This window comes from Candidatus Enterococcus murrayae (assembly GCF_017315985.1).
Taxonomy (GTDB): domain Bacteria; phylum Bacillota; class Bacilli; order Lactobacillales; family Enterococcaceae; genus Enterococcus_A; species Enterococcus_A murrayae.
The window spans coordinates 20,199-41,736 of the sequence record NZ_JAFLVR010000060.1 but is presented as its reverse complement, the minus strand read 5'-3'; the positions used below and the strand labels follow the sequence as shown (position 1 = coordinate 41,736).

At 38.9% G+C, this 21,538-nt stretch carries 21 protein-coding genes and 1 other annotated feature (1 of these 22 running past the window's edge); of the genes, 10 read left to right on the top strand and 11 right to left on the bottom strand.

Features of this window, described 5'->3' with window-relative positions; genetic code table 11:
* Positions 1-270: 270 nt before the first annotated feature.
* Together JZO85_RS19535 and JZO85_RS19530 are read right to left on the bottom strand one after the other, a co-directional pair.
* Positions 271-1,062 carry an endonuclease/exonuclease/phosphatase family protein gene (locus tag JZO85_RS19535; RefSeq protein WP_207110190.1) on the bottom strand — a complete coding sequence of 264 codons (792 nt, stop codon included), beginning with the start codon at positions 1,060-1,062 and terminating at the stop codon, positions 271-273.
* Positions 1,063-1,110: 48 nt separating this feature from the next.
* Positions 1,111-3,294, bottom strand: a complete 2,184-nt coding sequence (locus JZO85_RS19530) for a PTS transporter subunit IIBC (RefSeq protein ID WP_207110189.1) — start codon at positions 3,292-3,294, stop codon at positions 1,111-1,113.
* A gap of 222 nt (positions 3,295-3,516) precedes the next feature.
* On the opposite strand from JZO85_RS19530, the gene JZO85_RS19525 reads away from it, so the two are divergent.
* The 4 genes from JZO85_RS19525 (at position 3,517) to JZO85_RS19510 (ending at position 8,367) form a co-directional block, all read left to right on the top strand.
* A complete protein-coding gene (locus JZO85_RS19525; RefSeq protein ID WP_207110188.1) occupies positions 3,517-5,802 on the top strand; it encodes a glycoside hydrolase family 65 protein in 2,286 nt (761 codons plus the stop codon).
* The gene (gene pgmB / locus JZO85_RS19520) at positions 5,795-6,454 is read left to right on the top strand and encodes a beta-phosphoglucomutase (RefSeq protein ID WP_207110187.1); all 660 of its coding nucleotides are present in this window, start codon (positions 5,795-5,797) and stop codon (positions 6,452-6,454) included. The genes JZO85_RS19525 and pgmB overlap by 8 nt, the downstream gene beginning before the upstream one ends.
* A 26-nt stretch (positions 6,455-6,480) precedes the next feature.
* Entirely contained in the window at positions 6,481-7,488 is a 1,008-nt protein-coding gene (locus tag JZO85_RS19515) for a LacI family DNA-binding transcriptional regulator (protein ID WP_207110186.1), read from the top strand.
* Positions 7,489-7,572: 84 nt separating this feature from the next.
* Positions 7,573-8,367 carry a metallophosphoesterase gene (locus tag JZO85_RS19510; protein WP_207110185.1) on the top strand — a complete coding sequence of 265 codons (795 nt, stop codon included), beginning with the start codon at positions 7,573-7,575 and terminating at the stop codon, positions 8,365-8,367.
* Positions 8,368-8,415: 48 nt separating this feature from the next.
* Here the strand turns inward: JZO85_RS19510 and JZO85_RS19505 are convergent, their stop codons facing one another.
* Positions 8,416-9,051, bottom strand: coding sequence for a VTT domain-containing protein (locus tag JZO85_RS19505; RefSeq protein ID WP_207110184.1), 636 nt, complete (start codon positions 9,049-9,051; stop codon positions 8,416-8,418).
* Positions 9,052-9,193: 142 nt separating this feature from the next.
* Here JZO85_RS19505 and JZO85_RS19500 point away from each other — a divergent pair, with 142 nt between their 5' ends.
* Positions 9,194-10,045, top strand: coding sequence for a MurR/RpiR family transcriptional regulator (locus JZO85_RS19500; protein ID WP_207110183.1), 852 nt, complete (start codon positions 9,194-9,196; stop codon positions 10,043-10,045).
* 210 nt (positions 10,046-10,255) lie between these two features.
* Here JZO85_RS19500 and JZO85_RS19495 read toward each other — a convergent pair whose 3' ends face one another.
* From JZO85_RS19495 to JZO85_RS19485, 3 genes are read right to left on the bottom strand one after another with little or no spacing between them, the layout of a single operon-like run.
* Positions 10,256-12,205 (bottom strand): glucose PTS transporter subunit IIA, encoded by a 1,950-nt coding sequence (locus JZO85_RS19495; RefSeq protein ID WP_207110182.1) that lies wholly within the window; start codon positions 12,203-12,205, stop codon positions 10,256-10,258.
* A 12-nt stretch (positions 12,206-12,217) separates the two neighbouring features.
* Entirely contained in the window at positions 12,218-13,108 is an 891-nt protein-coding gene (murQ, locus tag JZO85_RS19490; RefSeq protein WP_207110181.1) for an N-acetylmuramic acid 6-phosphate etherase, read from the bottom strand.
* Positions 13,101-14,159, bottom strand: a complete 1,059-nt coding sequence (locus JZO85_RS19485; protein WP_207110180.1) for a DUF871 domain-containing protein — start codon at positions 14,157-14,159, stop codon at positions 13,101-13,103. The genes murQ and JZO85_RS19485 overlap by 8 nt, the downstream gene beginning before the upstream one ends.
* A gap of 214 nt (positions 14,160-14,373) precedes the next feature.
* On the opposite strand from JZO85_RS19485, the gene JZO85_RS19480 reads away from it, so the two are divergent.
* Positions 14,374-15,315, top strand: coding sequence for a 2-dehydropantoate 2-reductase (locus JZO85_RS19480; protein ID WP_207110179.1), 942 nt, complete (start codon positions 14,374-14,376; stop codon positions 15,313-15,315).
* 38 nt (positions 15,316-15,353) lie between these two features.
* Here the strand turns inward: JZO85_RS19480 and JZO85_RS19475 are convergent, their stop codons facing one another.
* On the bottom strand, positions 15,354-15,596 hold the full coding sequence (locus JZO85_RS19475) for a GlsB/YeaQ/YmgE family stress response membrane protein (RefSeq protein ID WP_016181535.1): 243 nt from the start codon (positions 15,594-15,596) through the stop codon (positions 15,354-15,356).
* 455 nt (positions 15,597-16,051) lie between these two features.
* On the opposite strand from JZO85_RS19475, the gene JZO85_RS19470 reads away from it, so the two are divergent.
* From JZO85_RS19470 to JZO85_RS19460, 3 genes are all read left to right on the top strand, one after another.
* The gene (locus JZO85_RS19470; RefSeq protein ID WP_207110178.1) at positions 16,052-17,386 is read left to right on the top strand and encodes an amino acid permease; all 1,335 of its coding nucleotides are present in this window, start codon (positions 16,052-16,054) and stop codon (positions 17,384-17,386) included.
* A 139-nt stretch (positions 17,387-17,525) separates the two neighbouring features.
* Positions 17,526-17,729 (top strand): helix-turn-helix transcriptional regulator, encoded by a 204-nt coding sequence (locus JZO85_RS19465; RefSeq protein WP_207110177.1) that lies wholly within the window; start codon positions 17,526-17,528, stop codon positions 17,727-17,729.
* On the top strand, positions 17,726-18,154 hold the full coding sequence (locus tag JZO85_RS19460; protein WP_207110176.1) for a hypothetical protein: 429 nt from the start codon (positions 17,726-17,728) through the stop codon (positions 18,152-18,154). Before JZO85_RS19465 ends, JZO85_RS19460 begins: the two co-directional genes overlap by 4 nt.
* A gap of 169 nt (positions 18,155-18,323) precedes the next feature.
* Here the strand turns inward: JZO85_RS19460 and JZO85_RS19455 are convergent, their stop codons facing one another.
* Positions 18,324-18,977, bottom strand: coding sequence for an MIP/aquaporin family protein (locus JZO85_RS19455; protein WP_429957190.1), 654 nt, complete (start codon positions 18,975-18,977; stop codon positions 18,324-18,326).
* 235 nt (positions 18,978-19,212) lie between these two features.
* Positions 19,213-19,614 (bottom strand): organic hydroperoxide resistance protein, encoded by a 402-nt coding sequence (locus JZO85_RS19450; protein ID WP_123863975.1) that lies wholly within the window; start codon positions 19,612-19,614, stop codon positions 19,213-19,215.
* Between the two features lie 189 nt (positions 19,615-19,803).
* Between JZO85_RS19450 and JZO85_RS19445 the strand changes: the two genes are divergently transcribed.
* Positions 19,804-20,409: a hypothetical protein gene (locus tag JZO85_RS19445; RefSeq protein ID WP_207110174.1), complete on the top strand. Its 606-nt coding sequence runs from the start codon at positions 19,804-19,806 to the stop codon at positions 20,407-20,409.
* A gap of 110 nt (positions 20,410-20,519) precedes the next feature.
* Here the strand turns inward: JZO85_RS19445 and rplL are convergent, their stop codons facing one another.
* Together rplL and rplJ are read right to left on the bottom strand one after the other, a co-directional pair.
* Positions 20,520-20,888 carry a 50S ribosomal protein L7/L12 gene (gene rplL, locus JZO85_RS19440; protein ID WP_010781344.1) on the bottom strand — a complete coding sequence of 123 codons (369 nt, stop codon included), beginning with the start codon at positions 20,886-20,888 and terminating at the stop codon, positions 20,520-20,522.
* 50 nt (positions 20,889-20,938) lie between these two features.
* The gene (rplJ, locus tag JZO85_RS19435; RefSeq protein ID WP_207110173.1) at positions 20,939-21,439 is read right to left on the bottom strand and encodes a 50S ribosomal protein L10; all 501 of its coding nucleotides are present in this window, start codon (positions 21,437-21,439) and stop codon (positions 20,939-20,941) included.
* Between the two features lie 44 nt (positions 21,440-21,483).
* Positions 21,484-21,538 (bottom strand) — a sequence feature (ribosomal protein L10 leader region); it runs 72 nt beyond the window's last position.

Sequence of the window (21,538 nt, the reverse complement as noted above, 5' to 3'; positions counted from 1 at the left end):
TGTTGCTTTGTTTCAGCAATTTTTATATCTTAACAGGTTGCCGAGTGAATGTCAATAACTTTTTCATTAATTCTTGAAAAAGTTTTGAAACTTAAATGACAACTTCGAAATAATAACATTCAAAAAAACACTTGTCAACAATTATTTTCGTTGTCAAATCAACATGTTTCAGCAACGTTATTGATATTACCATATTGAAAAATAATGTCAAACACTTTTCAGGTTTTTTCAGTCAAATTTCATATAAACAGAAAATGGACTAGCAAAATGCTAGTCCATCACTACTTCCACTCCATAATGATCACTGATCATAGGTTCATTTTCATTATCAAAAACTATTTTGTAGCTCTCCACCTTAAAATCATGAGATGTAAAAACATAGTCGATCCGTAGTTTAGCAACATTCCCGGCCCATCCATCAATTGCTTCTTCTACTGTATATTCATTGACTGTATTTTCAGCCACAACAAAAGCATCTTGCAGTTTCAACGAGCTTTCTTTCACTAGGTCATAACCTTCATCATTTATTTTAGCATCATTATTGAAATCGCCCATAAGTATAAGAGAGCTTTGCTTTTCCATCAATATTTCTTCTAATGCCTGCCACTCAAAAGCAAAGGCTTTTTCATCATCCTGCCACCATGAAAAATGACTACTTACTATTCTTATTTTTCGCCCGTTAATCTTAGTTTCACCAATCACTAGACTTCTCGTATGATAATCTGCCGGATCAGAGCTTTCCGAGATCAAGTGATTTTCCACCTTTAATGGCGTCTTCGACAACAACCCAATCCCTTCATGATAAATATCATAACCAATATGGTTGTAGCCCCAACTCCAATAATAGTGACAGCCTAACTCCTTTAGCCGTTCAGTTAAGCAAAACAAAAAATTATCCTGATGAATAGCCTGTTGTTCTATCGTCGGTTGAAAATGATTATCTAGCTTTGCCACAGAACTCGTTATTAGCTGATTCACCTCTTGCAAACCAATAAAATCATATTTTTCCTTAATGATTTTTTTTGCCAAAACTTCAATTTGCTTTTGACCATCTTCTTCCATCCAGCTATGCGTGTTTAAGGTTAGTACTTTGATCGTTCTCGCCTCACTTTAATAATCGATTGTCCCAACTGTTTCCCCGCGAGAAACGAGTCCTGTTTTATCATAATGATAATCTTCAATCTTATCACCATTTGTAAACACCACAATCATTGTTGTTAGTTTACCTGATTCTCGAATCTTCGCCAAATCGGCAGTTGCCACAATTTTACCCGCTTTTACCTTTTCGCCTTCACGAACTTTGATCTCAAAAGCTTCGCCTCCTAGATTGACCGTGTCGATTCCCATGTGAAGCAACACTTCAATCTCATCCTCTGTTTTTATTCCGATAGCGTGCTTCGTTGGGAAGATCGAAGCAATCGTTCCTGTAATCGGGCTTGCTATCTCTCCGTTTTCTGGAACAACCGCGAAACCTTCTCCCATCATTTTTTGTGAGAACACTTCATCTTGTACTTGATCGATCGGAATCAGCTCACCATTGGCTGGCGCAACAAAATCAGCGTGCACTCCTTTAAAAACTGCTCTTGCTTTTTCTACTTCAGATGAATCATTTTGAAGCGCACTTGAAGGTATCGCTACACCCGAATCCAATAAATCCTGAATATCGGATTTTAAAATATCTGCCTTAGGACCATAAACTGCCTGCACTCCATTATCCTTAACCAAAAGTCCCATTGCTCCAGCTTTTTTCCAGTCTTCTTCGCCGCCAACGACATTTTTATCTGCCACCGTTACCCGCAAGCGAGTCATACATGCATCAACATCCGTAATATTTTGTGGTCCACCTAATAAGTTGATGATCTTCACGATTTGTGAATCCGCTGAAACCGTTCCGTCTGTTGTTCCACTTACGGCCTCTTCACTATCAACCTCATAATTCCCATTTCTTCCTGGTGTTGCATAATTGAATTTTTTGATCATGAAATTTGCAAAGAAATAAGTAAATACACCAAAAGCAATACTCGTTAATACGAAATTGAGCAAGTCATTACCTAATCCTGCACGTAATGCCATAGGCACTCGAGTCAGTAGCTCAATGTTCCCAAATGAATGCACTCTTAAATTGATCAAGTCAGCCATCGCAAAGGCAGCCCCTTGAATCACTGCGTAGCAAGCATACAGTGGCACTGCAACAAACATAAACATAAATTCTAAAGGTTCCGTTACTCCTGTAAGGAATACCGCTACTGCCGCAGAAAGAAACATTGATTTATATTTTTTCTTTTTGTCTGGGTCGACATTACGATACATCGCCAAAGTTAATCCCATCAAAATCCCGGAAGAACCAATCATTTGTCCGACTTTGAAACGTGCTGGTGTCCACTGAGTCAATACTTCTTTATACTGAGACATGTCTCCGCCATTCTTTAAATTGACTAAGTCAGTTGCCCATGCTAACCATAATGGATCTTGACCAAACACTTGGCTTCCTGCCTGTGCCCCTGTCAAGATATCGTAAGTTCCGCCCAATTGCGTATAATTCATTGGGATGGTCAACATATGATGCAGTCCGAACGGCAAAAGTAATCGTTCAAGTGTACCATATAAGAATGGCGCCAATACTGGTGCAGTATCTTGAGAATTCGCAATCCATTTACCAAAATCGTTGATCCCTGTTTGAATAACAGGCCAAATTAGTGCCAATACTAAAGCTACGATAACTGAACGCAAAATTACTACAAAAGGAACAAATCGTTTTCCATTGAAGAAAGTCAATACTTCTGGCAGCTTCCGGAAATTGTAATATTTATTGTAAGCTGTCGCTCCGACAAATCCAGCTATAATCCCAACAAATACACCCATATTCAACGCAGGTGCTTCTAATACACTCGTAAAATAACCATTGACCATGATTTTTTGGCCAAATAGCGTGTGCGTCATTGCATTTGGATCAGCTAACATTTCTGAAGTGATGCCGAAGATCGAGCCAGTGATTCGATTAATTAGAATAAATGATAGCCCGGCCGCAAAAGCGCCCCCAGCTCGTTCTTTCGCCCAGCTTCCCCCAATTGCCAATGCAAAAAGCAAATGCAGATTACCAATGATAGCCCAACCAATATTCTCGACGACGCCACCAGTGGTAACTAGCCATCCTAGATTTTCGTTAATCAATGGTAAGGACTTACCAATACTGATCATTAAACCTGCTGCTGGCATTACCGCAATTACCACCATCAACGCTTTCCCAAATTTTTGCCAAAACTCAAAACTAAAAATCTTTTTGATTCCCTTCATACTTTCTTCCTCCTAAATTTTGATTCACATAATTTGCGCAATCGGTTTCGCTGATTTGCATTATATACTCAATTTCTTTTCTTGTAAACTCTTTCAACGATTTTATTTAAAAAATAGTTTTTCTCTCTATATCTGTTGATTTGTATTTTTTTATCTCTAACGCTTGACTTGTGCAATCGGTTGCGTATATGATGGTGCTAAGAAAACATAAGGAGGACTATCATGAAAAAAGTGCAACGTCTTTTTGAAATTGACCCTTGGAAAATTCGAACTACTAAGCTAGATAAAGAAAATCGTCGTCTTCAGGAATCATTAACTAGTATAGGTAATGGCTACATGGGTATGCGTGGTAATTTTGAGGAAAGCTATAGCGGAGATCATCATCAAGGAACCTACTTGGCCGGAATTTGGTACCCTGATAAAACTCGTGTCGGCTGGTGGAAAAATGGCTATCCGGAATATTTTGGAAAAGTCATCAACGCTCTTGATTTTATTCAAATGAAGTTATTTGTGAATGGACACGAGATCGACCTGACAACCACGCAATTTGAGGATTTTGATTTAGAGTTAAATATGGAAAATGGGGTTCTTACTCGCTCTTTCGTGGCAATAGTTGGTGCCACAAAGGTTCGTTTTACTTTTGAACGCTTTTTGAGTATCGTAAAACAAGAACTCGCTGTGATAAAACTGACTGCTGAGAGCTTATCTGGCGAGGCTGAACTAAAAGTCGTTTCCAAGCTTGATAACAATGTACAGAATGAAGACAGTAATTATGAAGAAATGTTTTGGTTAGAAAAAGGCCGTGGACATCAAGAAGAGAGCAGTTTTTTAACAGCTCAAACAATTCCCAATAATTTTGGAATCGAACAATTTTCAGTTACAGGTGCAATGAAACATATTGGTCCTTCAATCGGTCTGCAGCAGGACGATAATTTGGAAGTTTCTGAGACTTTCACGTATGACTTGAAGCCTCAACAATCAATTCAATTAGAAAAACGAGTGGTGGTATTGACCAGTCGAGATATCCCTGAATCAGAACAAGGTAAAAAGGCTATCGCATTATTAACGGAATACAACGATTCCTTTGAAGAACTTTTAGCTGAACAAAATGCCGCTTGGGCAAATCGTTGGGCCTTAGCAGATGTCTTGATTGGCGGAGACGATGAAGCACAGCAGGGTATCCGGTTTAACATCTTCCAACTGTTTTCTACTTATTATGGTGAAGATGAACGGTTAAATATTGGGCCAAAAGGTTTCACTGGTGAGAAATACGGTGGGGCAACTTATTGGGATACTGAAGCATACGCTGTCCCAATGTATTTAGGAATTTCTGATCCAGGAATAACTAAAAATTTACTAAAATACCGCCACAATCAGTTACCGCAAGCGCAACATAATGCTCGCCAACAGGGACTTAATGGAGCATTATATCCAATGGTTACCTTTACTGGTGTCGAATGCCACAATGAATGGGAGATTACTTTCGAAGAAATCCATCGAAATGGCGCAATTGCATATGCGATTTATAATTATACGACTTATACTGGTGATGACAGCTATATTCAAAATGAAGGCTTAGAAGTATTGACTGAAATTGCTCGTTTCTGGGCAGATCGTGTACACTATTCTAAGCGTCAGCAAAAATATATGATTCATGGTGTAACGGGCCCTAATGAATATGAAAATAATATTAATAATAATTGGTATACCAACTATCTGGCAGCTTGGGTTCTATCATATACTTTAGAAAGCTATCAAAAACACCAAAATCAAACCAGTGTCTCTATTTCCTCAAAAGAACAAGAGAAATGGCAAGACATAGTTGAGCATATGTACTTCCCTGCAGATGAGGAATTAGGTATTTTTGTTCAACACGATACTTTCTTAGACAAAGAGTTGATGTCAGCGAATGATTTGTCTCCAGAAGACCGCCCGCTAAATCAAAACTGGTCTTGGGATAAGATTCTACGCTCTTGTTTTATTAAACAAGCAGACGTTTTACAAGGGATTTATTTCTTCGGAGATCATTTCACTAAAGAAGAAAAACGCAAGAACTTTGAATTTTACGAGCCGATGACGGTCCATGAATCTTCTCTTTCTCCTTCGATCCACGCTATTTTAGCCGCAGAGCTTGGGTTGATTGATAAATCAATGGAGATGTACCAACGAACTGCGCGCTTGGACTTGGACAACTATAATAATGATACTGATGACGGATTGCATATTACTTCCATGACAGGCAGCTGGTTAACTATCGTCCAAGGCTTCGCACAGATGAAAACAACTGGCGGTAATTTAAGCTTTGCACCATTGCTGCCTAAGGAATGGAATCAGTATTCCTTCCATATCAATTATCGCGGAAGACTAATCTTTGTCTCCGTAAATAAAGAAGAAGTGAAAATCGACTTGAAAGATGGTTCTGCCTTAGCTATGATGCTCTATGGGAAGGAAATTTCTTTGGAAGATTCACTGACAGTCCCACTGGAACAGGAGGAAGCAAATGTTTAAAGGCGTTTTGTTCGATCTGGATGGTGTGATCACTGATACTGCAGAATATCATTACTTAGCATGGAAAAAGTTAGCAGATGATCTCGGGATTTCAATTGATCGTCAATTTAATGAAAAATTGAAGGGCGTTAGTCGTGAAGATTCTTTGCGGCTGATTCTCAACTATGGCGGTCGCGAAAAAGATTTTTCTGATGTAGAATTTAAGCAGTTAGCAAAATCAAAAAATGATCATTATGTAGAAATGATCCAAGCTGTTTCGCCACAAGATGTATATCCTGGCATCTTAGACTTGCTGAAAGCATTGAAAAATGCTGACATCAAAATTTCTTTAGCATCAGCGAGTAAGAATGGTCCTTTTTTATTGAAGCAAATGGGTCTGAGCGACTATTTCGACGGCATCGCTGATCCGGCAGCGGTCAACGCTGGAAAACCAGCTCCGGATATTTTCATTTTAGCTGCACAAATCGTTGGACTAAAGCCTGAGGAATGTATTGGGATCGAGGATGCACAAGCAGGAATTTCTGCTATTAAAGCTAGCGGGGCATTACCGATAGGAGTAGGAACCTCCGAACAACTGGGTAATGATATTGCATTGGTGGCTTCTACAGCTGAACTCACTTTAGAATTTTTAGAAAAACAATGGAATAAGTAATTATAAATGAGAAAGGAGAGCAAAAGATGGTATCTACAGTTAAAGACGTGGCTAAAAAAGCAAAAGTCTCTCCTTCTACTGTTTCACGCGTAATCAACGATCATCCTAGTATTTCTATTGAAACAAAGCAACGCGTTCGTAAGATTATGGATGAAATGGGCTACTTTCCGAATGTTACTGCGCGAAATCTTGGCAAGCAACGGGCGAACTCCTTTGGCGTTATTTTACCGCCGCTTGATTCTCGTGAGCGCTTAGGCAATCCGCTTTATTTGGAATTATTAAACGCAGTCAACGAAACGGCAGCAGAATTTCAAATTACCACTGCTGTCGCTTCAGCTAATAACAGCGAGACTTTGTTAGAAAATGTTACCCGGATGCACCGGCAAAAACAAGTCGACGGCTTCATCTTAGCCTATTCTGAAAAAGACGATCCAGTAGCAGAGTATTTATACCAAAACCAAGTGCCCTTTACATTGATTGGTCGTCCACCAAAAAGAGAAGCTGATATCGTTTACGTTGACAATGACAATCAGCTGCTTGGAAAACAAGCGACTGAGTATTTAATCGATAAAGGTCACAAAAATATTCTATTCGTTTCAAACGTCAATCAAGAAGTTATATTCTTTGAACGCTATTTTGGTTATCAAGAGGCTATGATGTTAAAGGGCTATCCTACCCACTCCCCATTAGCGATGCTTCAGCCCGAAGACTATACACAATTTCCTGAGGTGATCAAAGAAACGGGTGCCACAGCACTAGTTGTGATTGATGATATTTTTGCTTTACGTATGATTCAGCTGGCGACATTGCATGGATATAAAGTCCCCGATGATCTTTCAGTCATCAGCTTCAATAATTCAATTTTCGCAACGTTAGTCCATCCTTACTTGACGACGATTGATATTGATATTTCTGATCTTGGCCGTCTAGGTACACAGAAATTGATGGAGCAAATTGATCAGAAACAATCTAGCGGTGTTCAGCTAGTTGTACCGCACCATCTGATCCAAAGAGAAACTGTTCGTACGATTTAAATAATCATTAAATGCGGTCTGTCCAACTTGTGACAGGTCGTTTTTTTGTATATACTGACGAAAAATCAGAAAGAAAGTGGATAGATGATTCTAATCTTTGGTCTACTCTTAGTGCTCTTTCTGATCTATTGTCGCTACTCTACCTACCAATTGATCGAAAAGCACTTTCAAATTATCAAAAATGAACAACTGACTATTAATGCTGGTAAAAAAACAGGATTAACAATCGCTCAAATTAGTGATAGCCACTTCTCCCCTTTTTACTCTCCCAAACGGTTTGATAAAATTATTAATAAACTAAATCAAGAAAAACCTGATATCGTTCTGTTTACTGGTGATTTGATCGAGAACTATCAGTATTTGCAAGCACGGGATTGCACGACAATCAGTCAACAATTAGCTAGAATCACTGCAACAAAAGGAAAATTCGCTATTTTAGGAAATCATGATTACCGTTCTAATGGGCAGGAAGCTGTTGAAAAAATGCTGATAGATGGTGAATTCATCCTGTTGAATAATCAAAGTATGAAGGTGGATAAGTTAAGCTTAACGGGGATAGATGATGGACAAGAAGGAACTCCCAACTATTCCATATGTCCCGCAGACGCTGACTTCTCCATATTAATGGTTCATGAGCCTGATCAAGTCAGGCATCTGCCGCAGCTGGAACATTTCGATTTAATTCTATCTGGGCACAGCCATGGCGGACAAATTCGTTTTCCGATCTTTCCTTATAAAAATTTCGGATCAAAGCTTTATGATCAAGGCATCTATGCGTTGACACCTCAAACCAATTTAGTCGTTAATACTGGTTTAGGTACGACGGGACCTCCCCTGCGTTTCAGAGTAATTCCTGAAATTTTATATTTTCATCTATAGAAAAAGAGTTCGGAGTCATTCCTTTTGGGAAATTCTCCAAACTCTTTTTTATGCACGAATTTTTTGTTTGAGATAAGGAAGCATGATCGGTACTAATGAAACAAAGACAATCAGCAGCATGATCAGAGAAAAATGCTCACTGACAACCGGAATATTTCCTAAAAAATAACCAGCTAAGCTAACAACGGTTGCCCAAACAATTGCTCCGAAAATATTGAAGCTTGAAAAAATGCCCCAATTCATTTTACTAGAGCCGGCAATAAATGGAATGAACGTACGAACAAACGGCATGAAACGTCCTAAAAAGATCGTCCATTTTCCACGTTCATTGAAAAAGGTTTCCGCTTCTCTTACCTTATCTTCCTTTATAAAACGAGAAATCGGACTATGATACAATGCTTTGACCCCGATCGTATGCCCAATCCAGTAATTCATCATATCACCCAAAATCGCAGCAATTATACAAATTCCGATTACATAGGGCAAATAGAGTACATCTCCCCCTAAGGCCGTTAATGCCCCTGCCGCAAATAAAAAGGAATCCCCCGGTAAGAACGGAAAAATAACGACTCCTGTTTCAATAAAAATAATTGCGAATAAAATTGGATAAATCCCCACTCCGTATTGTTGAACCATTGACACCATATGGGCATCAATGTGCAAAATAAAATCAATTAAAGCCATACACCATACTCCTTCTGAAAAGACTTCTTTCTTATCATACGACTTTTCAAGAAAAAGGAAAGATTGATTCACTGTTCTATAGAAAAAATAAATTTTATTTGGAAAATGGTATAATAATAAAAAAGATCAAAAGGAGTAATCAATGAGCGTTCTTTCTCATATGAAAAGCATGCAGAAGGAAATGTCTGCATCCGAAAAAAAAATTTATTGCTTTATTCGCGACAATAGTGAAAAAGCTGCGAGTATGACGGCGAATGAAATCGCAGAGGCATCTGGAGCTAGTGCACCCACAGTCGTTCGATTCTCAAAGAAGATGGGATTTAATAGTCTAACAGATTTAAAAATAGAGCTTTCTGCAGAAACAATGCAGGAACGCAGAAATAATACGTACAGCGATGTCGATCACGACGAATCCTTTCACAGCTTAAAAAATAAATTGGCTAGTAACGCCCGCTATACGATCGATGAAACAACAGCTCTATTCAATGAGGGAGAGTTTCTAGAAGCCTGTACACTACTAGAAGAAAAGGAATTTTGCTATGTTTTAGGTATTGGTGCTTCTAATCTGGCGGCCACTGATATTGTGCAAAAATGGAGTCGTTTAGGAAAAAATGTTATCAGCGAACCAGATTACAATACTATTCTGCCGCAGCTGATTTTACATCAAAAGGAGTCTGTCATTTGGTTAGTATCTAATTCGGGCTTAACCTCCGAATTAATCGCACTGGCCGAGACGGCAAAGGATTTAGGAATCCCGATTATTACCTTAACTCAATTCGGGCAAAACCCACTGGCGAAGTTAGCAGATGTTTGTCTCCAGACTTCGCGCCCTACCGAAGCCACATACCGCAGCGCTGCAACAGATTCAATCTTAGCTCAATTCATTACGATCGATTTATTGTTTTATGTCTATATCAGCCGCAACAAAGAAAACGCTGAAAAAATATATACGACAAGAGCAATCGTGCAGGAATATCGAAAAAAATACTTCTAGAAAAGGACGTGGAAGAAATAATTTCTTTCATGTCCTTCTTGATTCATATATGAATCAAGAGATCATCATCACGAGTGATTCTTTCACTTTTTAATTACCACTCTAAAAAATCAGTTATCTTACAGCTATTTGGAAGAAGCAACTCTCTTCTCCCCGTATTGTGAAAATAGTAAAGAGCGGTGCCGACTTGGCCCGCTCTTTACTATTTTTCTATTTTGTTGTCGCTTTGAAGACTTCCTCAGAAGCTTTCACTGTCCCAGTTTTTTCAAGCACATGTGTTTCTACATCATTCATATTGGTAATCAACACCATCATTGATGTCCCCTTACCAGCTTCCTTGATTGCTGCTAGATCAACTGTAGCTACCTGTGTTTCAGTAGTAACGCTTTGACCTTCTGTTACAAGCACCTCAAATGGCTTCCCGTCTAGCTCTACTGTATTGATCCCCATATGAAGCAGAACTTCTAACCCACTTTCGGTTGTAATGCCGATCGCATGCTTCGTTGGAAAAATAGTTGAGATTTTACCAGCCACTGGGGCAAAAATCGCACCATCAGTCGGTTCAACGAAGTAGCCTTCTCCCATCATTTTTTCTGCAAACACAGGATCTGCCGCTTCTTCTAACGGATGAACCGAACCAGCGGCTACTGCTGTGAAGATATTTGCTGTATGAGCAATGACGGGTGTATTTACTGCTTCTGCTGTTTCAAACGTTGCCTCTGCCAATTCTTGTTCAGCTAATTTATCTTTGGGGATACCAAAGAAATAAGTAGCAATAAATCCGCCGATATAAGCAGCGAGTAGGCCAAGGACATAGCCCCACCAACGACCGTTAGCGATCAATGGGATCAATGCTGCACCCGATGGTCCAATTGCAATTGCACCAACACCGCCAATCGCGCCGATCACAGCACCACCGATACCACCGCCTACACAGGCAGTGATGAATGGACGTCCCAATGGCAATGTCACACCATAAATCAACGGTTCGCCAATCCCTAAGATACCAACCGGCAGAGCGCCTTTGATCATTTCAGTTAATTCCTTGTCCTTGCGTAATTTGATCCACAAGGCAAAAGCAGCCCCGACCTGACCTGCGCCAGCCATTGCCAAAATTGGCAACAACAACGTTTTTCCAGTTTCACCGATCATTTGAATATGGATCGGTGTCAAAATTTGATGAAGCCCAAACATAACCATCGGCAAGAATAGCGCTCCTAATACAAAACCAGAGAAAGCTCCACCAACCGACAGTACCCAGTTGATTCCGCCAACCATGCCGTTGGAAATGAAGCCTGCTAATGGCATAATCAAAAAGATTTCAAGCAGACCGATCACTAGCAAGGAAAGCATTGGAGTAATGATGATATCCACTGCATCTGGAATGATTCGATGCAATTTCTTTTCAATGATCGATAGTAACCAAACAGCAAAGATAACTCCAATAATTCCGCCTTGACCAGCGGCTAAGGCATCACCTGTAAATAAATTTTTGATTGGAGCCTCGGGATTCATTCCCGTTAATAGAACAACTGCTCCGATAACACCACCAAGTGTAGGAGTCGCACCGAAAACTTGTGCAGCATTCACGCCGGTAAAGATAACTAAATAGCTAAACATTCCATTTTTCAAAATGTTTAAAACATCGACAAATTGCTGCCATGTCGCAGCATCGATTGTACCAGCCGTAATTAAGTTCGTCATAACTGCTGCGACACCAGCGATTAAACCTGACCCCACAAACGCTGGAATCATTGGTACAAAAATATTAGAAATATCTTTTAAAACTGCTTTAAGAGGTGAATTTTTTTGCTTGGCTTTTTGAGCGGCCTTCATTTCAGCCGCTTTGGCATTGACTTTTTCTTTACCAGAACCCTGCGGCAATTCTTCTCCCAATTCAACACCAGCAATGTCGACCATTTCTTTGGCAACTTTGTTAACTTTACCAGGTCCAATGATTACCTGTAGTTGTTCATCATCCACTACTCCAAGTACACCTGGTATGCTTTTTAATTTCGCTTGATCAACTTTACTGTCATCACGAACGCTCATCCGCACACGTGTCATACAATGAACGACACTCTGAACGTTCTCCATCCCTCCGGCACCATCATAGATTTCTTTAGCAATTTGGTTTAAGGTTAATTCTTCTTTCGCCATAGTTCTTCCCTCCTAAATTGTCTTTTTAACAAATCCATCAGCTTGGATTAATTTCTCAGCGGCTTGTTCTTTCGTACTGTTCGTCAAAATCATCACGATTGCTAATTTAACATTCTGATCCGCTTTTTCAAAATAATAAGCGGCTGTCTCATAGTCAGCTTCTGTTGCTTGCATGATTATGCGTTTTGAACGTTCAACAAGCTTTTCATTGGTAGGCTTTACATCTACCATTAAATTGTTATAAACTTTTCCGATTCCAATCATGCTGATCGTCGAAATCATATTTAAGATCAATTTTTGAGCTGTCCCTGATTTCAAACGAGTAGATCCTGTCAAAAACTCGGGTCCGCAATCGACTTCAATTGGCAATTCAGCATGCTTACTGATTTCGGCTCCTTTGTTGCAGGAAATCGTTCCTGTTGCTGCGCCATTTGCACGAGCATAGTCTAATCCGCCAATTACATAAGGCGTGCGTCCGCTTGCTGCAATTCCAATAACCATATCATTTTCATTTAAATGCAACTCTTTTAAATCTTGCGCCCCTAATTCAGCGTCATCTTCCGCACCTTCCACTGCGACAGTCATGGCTTGTTCGCCGCCAGCTATTAGACCAATAACCATTTCAGGCTCGACTCCAAAAGTCGGCACACATTCCGCTGCATCTAATACACCTAGACGTCCGCTGGTTCCAGCACCCATATAAATTAATCGACCACCTTTTTTAAAGGCCGAGATGGTCGCTTTAACGACTTTTTCAATTTGAGGTAATTGTTCCGCGACCGCATCCGGTACTTTGTGGTCCTCATGATTCATCAGTTTTACAGCTTCTGCAACACTCATTTCATCTAGGCCAAAAGTTGTTTCATTTCGTCGCTCTGTCGTTAAGTTTTCTAAATTAATCATTCTTTTCCACACTCTCTAAACTAAATTTCTGTCCTGCTTTTATATGTTTAATCAATGCTTGATCCTTTTCTATTACCTGTCCGACGACATTCACCTTTTCATCGGCTGGCAAACATTGCTTAACCACCTGAATCTCACCCATATATCGCAAATAGTTCTTGTTATCAATCGTAACTGCCCCTAAATCTCGTTTCCTGACTGGTAACGGTTCGATATTCGGAATGTCTTTAAACCGCGCTTCTGCACTGCGAATCACATCACGAGCCTCATCTTGACGATTGATGTGATCTCCCAAAACATATTCGACCTGCTTATCGAGCTCTTTGACATTCAGCTTTATCTTTTCTTCTTTTAGATACAAAGAAAATTGCTTCAATACTTCTTTCGATAACCCGCTATCTCCGATGTATACTTTATCCGTATCTTCTAGTAAATCTAGCGCTGCCGCTAAGGGATGCATTCCACGATGCTCTTCTAATGTAGGTAAACCATTGAATAAAGGGCCTCGCAATTTATCATCTCCAGGAACAAAGCCTTGGATTGTAAATCCATATGATTTCAACCATTGATTTTTTTGGCGATACCAGTTTTTATCTATTGCTGTTTCAGGTCTCGGATAGTAGTTGTGCCAAGCTTCCAAATGTTTGAAGTTTGCTTCAGCCTCCTGCAATTCCTTAATATCTCCATCAGTAATTGTCGAAGCGTTCAAAGCAATTGGCATTTTTTGTGACAGCCTGGCGATTTGATTGTTGCTAATGTGATAGTCCATTCTTAACCCAGTTACGCCGATCTCAATAAGCTCGTCTGCTCGATCAAAAGAAAATCCTGCTCGTTCTAAAGCTTCACCTGAAATATCTACCATCAGCTCCAAGTGATGCTCTTTTGCAACAGAGCCAAGGTCCGTCAAGCGCTTACGATATTGAGCGGCATCATCTTCTGGAATATGCAAAGAAGTAAAAATACCAGAAAATCCATTTTGCGCCATTTCTTCTATATACTTTTTGGTTTCATTGGTTAAACCTTCATTTAAGAATATTGAAAATCCAAACATCTGCTTCCTCCCTCTCATTCCAAACAATACCTGCTAAATGAAAACCATTTCATCTTTACGAGATGATTATAAACGCTAACAGCAGAAAATGCAACAACATTTCACGATTAAATACATTCGCATGAAATTACATTTCTTAAATGAGCAAGTATTCCGGTTTTTTTCCTCTTTTTATGTATACTGTTTAATGGAACTGGAAAGGGGATCCGTCTATATGAAAATTGCAATTGCTGGAGCAGGTGCCATGGGGAGTCGCATCGGATTGATGCTCCATCAGGCAGGTAATGAAGTGATTCTGATCGATCGTTGGCCTGATCATATCAAGGCTATTCGAGAAAACGGCTTAATTGGCGAGTTTGAGGATCATAAGGTAGTGGCTCACCTGCCAATTTATTCACCAGAAGAAATCGTAGAAGACCATACTAGTGTTGATTTAGTTGTTGCACTAACTAAATCCATGCAGCTCAGAGCAATGTTTCAAGATATTCAACCAATTATCAGTGAAAAAACCTTCGTCTTTTGTCTATTAAATGGTTTAGGTCATGATGAAACCTTGTCAGAATTTATTCCAAGAGAAAATATTATTTTTGGGACAACAACTTGGACTGCAGGACTTGCAGGGCCTGGACACGCAAGTTTAGTTGGAACAGGCAGTATTGAGATGGAAAATTTAGACCCATCAGGGAAAGCTTTCACGCTAGAGGTATTAGAGGTTTTCCAAAAAGCAGGGCTAAACCCGGTCTACAGCAATAATGTACGTTACTCCATTTGGAAAAAAGCATGCATCAATGGAACTTTAAATGGCTTATGTACCATCTTGGATTGCAACATCGCCGACTTTGGTTCATTGAGTATTGCTGGAGACTTGATTGAAACAATTGTAGGAGAATTCGCCTCGGTGGCTGAAGTAGAGGGAATTATACTTGATCAACCACAAGTGATACAAGCAATTGAAGCTACTTATGATGTTAAAGCTCAGGGGTTGCATTTTCCTTCTATGTACCAAGACCTGATTCGTAACCATCGAAAAACCGAGATTGACTATATTAATGGAGCTGTTTGGCAAAAAGGAATGAATTACCAAATCAGTACACCCTACTGTGCCTTTTTGACTCAATTGATTCATGCTAAAGAAGAGCTATTAGAAGCAAAATAAAAAAAGCGCCTAGGCGCTTTTTTTATCAGGAATAATTTCTACTTTCTTCCAATAAAGAATGAAACCACTGCAACAACAATGACGGCACCAATAATAGAAGGAACCAGTGCCATGCCTGCTAAGCTAGGGCCCCATGAGCCAAGTAACGCTTGACCAATTGCAGAACCGACTAAACCAGCAACAATATTTGCTATCCAGCCCATTGAACCGCCTTTTTTAGTAATCGCACCCGCAATCACACCGATCAATGCACCAATGATTAATGTCCATAACCAACTCATTCTTCTCTCCCTCTTTCTATATAAAATAATTACATTATCATGTTACAAATAAGCTTCATTTTTTTCTATTATTCTGCTCAGTTATCGCCTGTATTTTCTAAAATAATTGCTCAAAACACTATTACAACGGGATTATACGCAAATATTCAGCGCACTTCAAAAATTTCTTGAACAAAGAAATTTCTGAAGCTAAAAAACATTTTTTTACTATTAAAGGAAGACTTTTATCTTAATTGATTAATGAATTTTATTTTTTAGCTTGTTATCGTCAAAAAGAAGAAAAAAATTATCTTAATATAACAAACACTATGGGATTATAGCTTTTTGGTGAAAACAGTATGAAAAGTTTTTCACGATAATTGAATTGTCAGAACATTCTGCTATTATGGACAAATAATTATCAGAATATTTTAAATCTACATACTATTCTCTCTATTTAGAAATGAGGCATCTCTATGGAAAATAAATTACAGAAACAAATGACTTCTCGCCACATTATGATGCTGGCACTTGGTGGAGCAATCGGTGCCGGCCTATTCAAAGGAAGCGGGGAGGCAATTGGGATCGCCGGCCCTTCCGTCATTCTTGCTTTTCTGCTTGGCGGCTTGGTACTTTTCATCGTTATGAATGGGTTAGGCCGTTTAGTATTAAGCAGTGACAATGTTCAAGGTCTTTCTGGGATCATTAAACCCTTTCTTGGTGAACGTACGGCGGATTTTATTGATTGGCTGTACTGGTCACTATGGATGATTAATATTATTGCAGAAGCAGTAGCTGCCGCTAGCTTTATGCAATTATGGTTTCCACATATCCCTTCTTGGATCTTCGTGTTGATTTTGGCAATATTAACGACGGTTATCAATTTATACTCCGTTCGTCTATTCGCCGAAACAGAGTATTGGCTGGCATTTATTAAAATTGCTGTCATCATTGTCTTGATTATTTTTAGCGCTTATCTCGTTGGACATGAAATCATTGCTATCGGCTTTATTGATACCATTTCTCGAATGAACAGCCATGGCGGCTTTACTCCCCATGGTCTTCACGGACTGGTAAATTCTCTTTTAGTTGTAATTTATTCTTACGGCGGTTCTGAACTAATTGCTATTACAGTCAGTGAAGCAGAAGATCCTAAAACAGCTATTCCAAAAGCTATCAAAGGCGTTATGGGCAGAATCATTTCATTTTATATCGTACCAATGGCTTTGCTTTTGATCATTTACCGTTGGGATACCTTAGCTGCAACAACTGCTAGTCCATTTGTAATGGTCTTTCAAAAAATGCATATTCCCTTTGCTACGGATATTGTGAATTTCGTTATTGTATTGGCTCTATTTTCTTCTATTAATTCTGGTGTCTATGCTTCCTCTCGAACATTGTACTTCCGTGTAAAAAATAATAACGGCTTCACCTCTAAGCTTGCTGCTTTAAACAAACATCAGGTTCCGCAACGAGCAGTATTATTTTGTACCGGTACACTGTATCTTGGAGTCGTCTTGTCCTATTTCCTAGGGAATAAATTATTCAACTATTTAGTTGGCTCACTGTCATACTCTGTATTATTGACTTGGCTGTTGATCAGCATAGCAGCATTTGTCTTAGCATTGAAAAAAGGAAGCAAAGTGGAACAATTTTTTAGCGGACTAGTCATTCTAGTATTAGGATTGATTTTCGTGGGAATTCTTATGAATAACCCGATCGGAGTAACGCTTTTCACTGCATGTGTATATCTCATTATCCTCATCAGCTATCGTAAAAAACAAGCTGATACAGTTAGCGAACTGTTATAGATAAACAGCCGGATTCGTACAGTGTATTGATTCGGCTGTTTTTTAGGTATTTTGTCCAAAAAAGGAAAGTACGCTTTACATATATGACGGTTCCATTTATACTATAGATGGAAAGTAAACTTTCCTTCGGGAGGTCCACATGAAAAATCGTTTAGAAAAAATTCGCAAGGAAAAAGGCATTAAACAGGAAGATTTAGCTGCTGCCCTAGAAGTATCCCGTCAGACGATCGGATCTTTGGAGAATGATCGGTATAATCCATCTATTTTATTAGCATTTAAAATTGCCAAGTATTTCAATATGACGATCGAAGAGATATTTATTTATGAGGAGGAAGAACAATGAAAAAAACAAAAGATTTGTTTATTATCCTGTTTGGCATAGTATTAATACTTGTAGGTTTTTACTTGATAAAAGTCATCGAGGATCCGCATAATAATTTGAGAACTCTGCCCTATCTTTGTATTGGTTTAGGATGCGGGTTATTTGGAAATGGTCTTGGAGAATATTTAAGTAAAAAATCGATTGAAAACAATCCTAAACTGGCTAAGCAGATTGAAATCGATACGAAGGATGAACGAAACGTTATGATTGGAAATATGGCAAAAGCCAAAGGTTTCGATATGATGCTGTATGTGTACGCAGCTTTATTATTAACCTTTTCACTGATGGGTACTTCCTTTAATATCTTAATTCCGATGGTGATCGCTTATCTTTTCGTCGTTGGTTACTCTATCTATTATCGTTCGAAAATCGAAAAAACATTTTAATCATCTTTCAAATAATAAAGGAGCAGAACAACGAGGTTCTGCTTCTTTGTGCTATCACCTATATTTCTCATTTCATTTAAAAAAATCCGGATTGACTCTCGCTTGTTGAAAGTCAATCCGGATTTGTCTACAGTGTAGGATGAGTCTAACGTCCATCCCAGTAAAAAATTTATTTTTCTTCGCTACCCATAAACTTAGCAGCAAACGCAGCGATAATGGCTCCCAATGTTGGAGCTAACAAGTAGACCCAATAATGAGAGAGTGCACTACCGCCAGCAAAAATTGCTGGACCCAAGCTGCGGGCTGCATTTAATGAGCCGCCAGTCAAATTTAACGCTACTATTATCAAGAACGCTAATGTAACACCAATTGCAAGTGGAGCCATTTGTGCATTGCCGTATTTTTTGCTAGTAACCATTAAAATTACGAATACAAATAGAAATGTGATCAATGTTTCTACACCAAATGCTTGAGCCGCACTGATAGCAGGAAAATCATTTTGGCCAAAGCCGTCGCTAGGTAATTTTAACGCATGAATATAAACATATAAAATAGCTGAAGCTGCGATTGAACCTAATGCTTGGGCGATAATATAAAATATCCCATCTTTTACTTCTAAACGCTTATTGATCATCATTGCAATGGATACGCCTGGATTGAAGTTTCCTCCAGAAATACCTCCCACTGCATAAGCCATGATCGTGATCGCTAAACCAAACGCTAAACCAATTGTTAACGTATCACCTTTAGCAACAACCACTGTACCAGTTCCAAGAAAAACAAGCATAAAGGTACCTAGAAATTCTGCTAAATATTTTTTCATTTTCATTGCACATCCTTTACAAAATGATTGAGTTTTCAGTTTATTTAACTCTTCTTTTTTTGTAAAGTGATATGCAATTTCTCTTATTTTCCTCTCTTTTTTGCTAATTGACAAAAATATTTTTTTGGATAACGAGTGCTATCATCATCTTCAATTTGTCATTTTCATTAATTTTCATATTATGATGAAAACCACTGAAAAGAAAAACCCTCAAAAAATTTGAGGGTTTTACCAACTATACCAATTCAACTTCTACATCGATGTTTCCGCGTGTTGCTTTTGAATATGGACAGAACTCATGTGCTTCTTCAACGATCTTCTGTGCTTCTTCTTTTTCGACTCCCGGCAGTGACGTTTCTAGAATCACTCCGATTTGATAGCCGCCATCATCAAGCTGATACAATGAGACACGTGCTTTAACTTCCGCATCAGATTCTAAATTATGCTCTTTTAGCATATGATGAACTGCACCGTTGAAACATGAAGCATAACCAGCTGCAAATAGTTGTTCTGGATTCGTTCCTTCCGCATGAATTGAAGGTGGCTCAATCTTCATTTTCATACTTCCGTTCGGTGCCTGTACATCACCAGTACGCCCACCGTGATTGATCATCGCTGTTTCATACATTTTCTTCAAAATAAATCAGTCCTTTTCTTCTTCTTGATTAATAGTCTACGCGTTATCAATTAAGTATACAAAGATATTGCTCACAAAAAAATCGGATTGCTTGATTCAAGCATTCTGATATGCAAGCCAACAAGTTTTTGTAACCGATTACAAAAGGCTGTTATTTTGCTATAATTTATTCCAAAGGAGGAATTGTCATTGAAAAAAATCTTTATGATCTGCTTAGCTGCATCTTTTTTACTAGCGGGATGTCATAGTGATTCATCAGATAATTCAACAGATACACCAATTAGTGATTCAACTATTGAAGAAAGTTCAACACCTTACGAAGATCTATCAAGTAGCACACAAACCTCTTCTTTATCATCATCCAACCATTCCTCTACCTCACCGACTGAACAGCAAACTGCTGATACAGTCTCAAGCAGTGAGTTTGGTGGTTATGCAACTTTCTATTTTAATGGAATGAATGTACCAGATTCGATAAATATCAACACAAACACTGACCAGATTACTTTTAATGTCGACACTTCAAACGAAGCCATTTACACTCTCTCAATGCAAAATATACCAGCTAAAACTATTCGATTTTTTTCAGCTCATACGAATGAAATCCGCACGGTTATAGTAAGCACGAAGCTTTCTATTGGTGACCAACTCTCTGGCACATTCAATTCAAATAATCAATCCGGAGATCTCTATTTATTCCATAACAAGCAAGGCGGCTTATCCTTAGCGACCCCGAATTATGCTGGAAATGTTTCTGAGAACGAAACAGATGTCATGCTAGAAGTACTACAATAGAATAAAAAAATAATCCCGAACAAGTGTCATTTGCTCGGGATTTTATTTATCTAAAAAATACAAAAAACAAGGATCTGAAATCAGATCCTTGTTTGAATAATCAAAAATGATTATTTTAATGTTACAGATGCGCCAACTTCTTCTAAAGCAGCTTTAAGTGCTTCAGCGTCTTCTTTAGATACATCTTCTTTAACTGGTGCAGGAGCGCCATCAACTACAGCTTTAGCTTCTTTCAAGCCTAAGCCAGTTGCTTCACGAACTGCTTTGATAACTTTAACTTTTTGGTCACCTACAGCTGTTAATTCAACTGTAAATTCAGTTTGTTCTTCAGCAGCAGGACCTGCAGCAGCGCCAGCAGCAGCTACAGGAGCAGCAGCAGTTACGCCAAATTCGTCTTCGATAGCTTTAACTAAGTCGTTTAATTCTAAGATTGTCGCGCCTTTAAGTTCTTCGACAATGTTTTCAATGTTCAATGCCATTTTAAATTTCCTCCGTTTAGGTAAGTTTTTTATTTTATATTATGCAGCAATTAAGCTACTTCTTCTTCTTTTTCTGCGACTGCTTTCACAGCGTAAGCCACGTTGCGGACTGGCGCTTGAAGAACAGATAATAGCATAGAAAGAAGTCCATCGCGGTTCGGTAGTTTTGCAAGAGCAGTAATTTCTTCGATAGAAGCTACTTTTCCTTCAATGATACCGCCTTTGATTTCTAGTTTGTCAGCTTTACTAGCGAACTCGTCGATAATTTTAGCTGGGGCAACAACGTCTTCGTTACTGAACGCTACAGCAGTAGGTCCTGTGAAGACTTCTTCTAATCCATTCAAACCAGCTTTTTCAGCTGCACGAACTAAGATAGAATTTTTGATAACTTTCATTTCAATGTTAGCGTCGCGTAATTGTTTACGTAATTCAGTCACTTGATCTACAGTTAAACCACGGTAATCGACGATAACGGCTGAAGCTGCTGCGCTGAATTTTTCAGTGACTTCCTCAACGATAGCGGCTTTTTTAGCGATTGCTACTTCACTCATTATATATTTCACCTCCTGATTTTGATGGAAGAGAATCTTTTTGCAAAAAGCAAAAAAATACCCTATGCCACCGTAGACATAGAGGGACTATTGAATGTT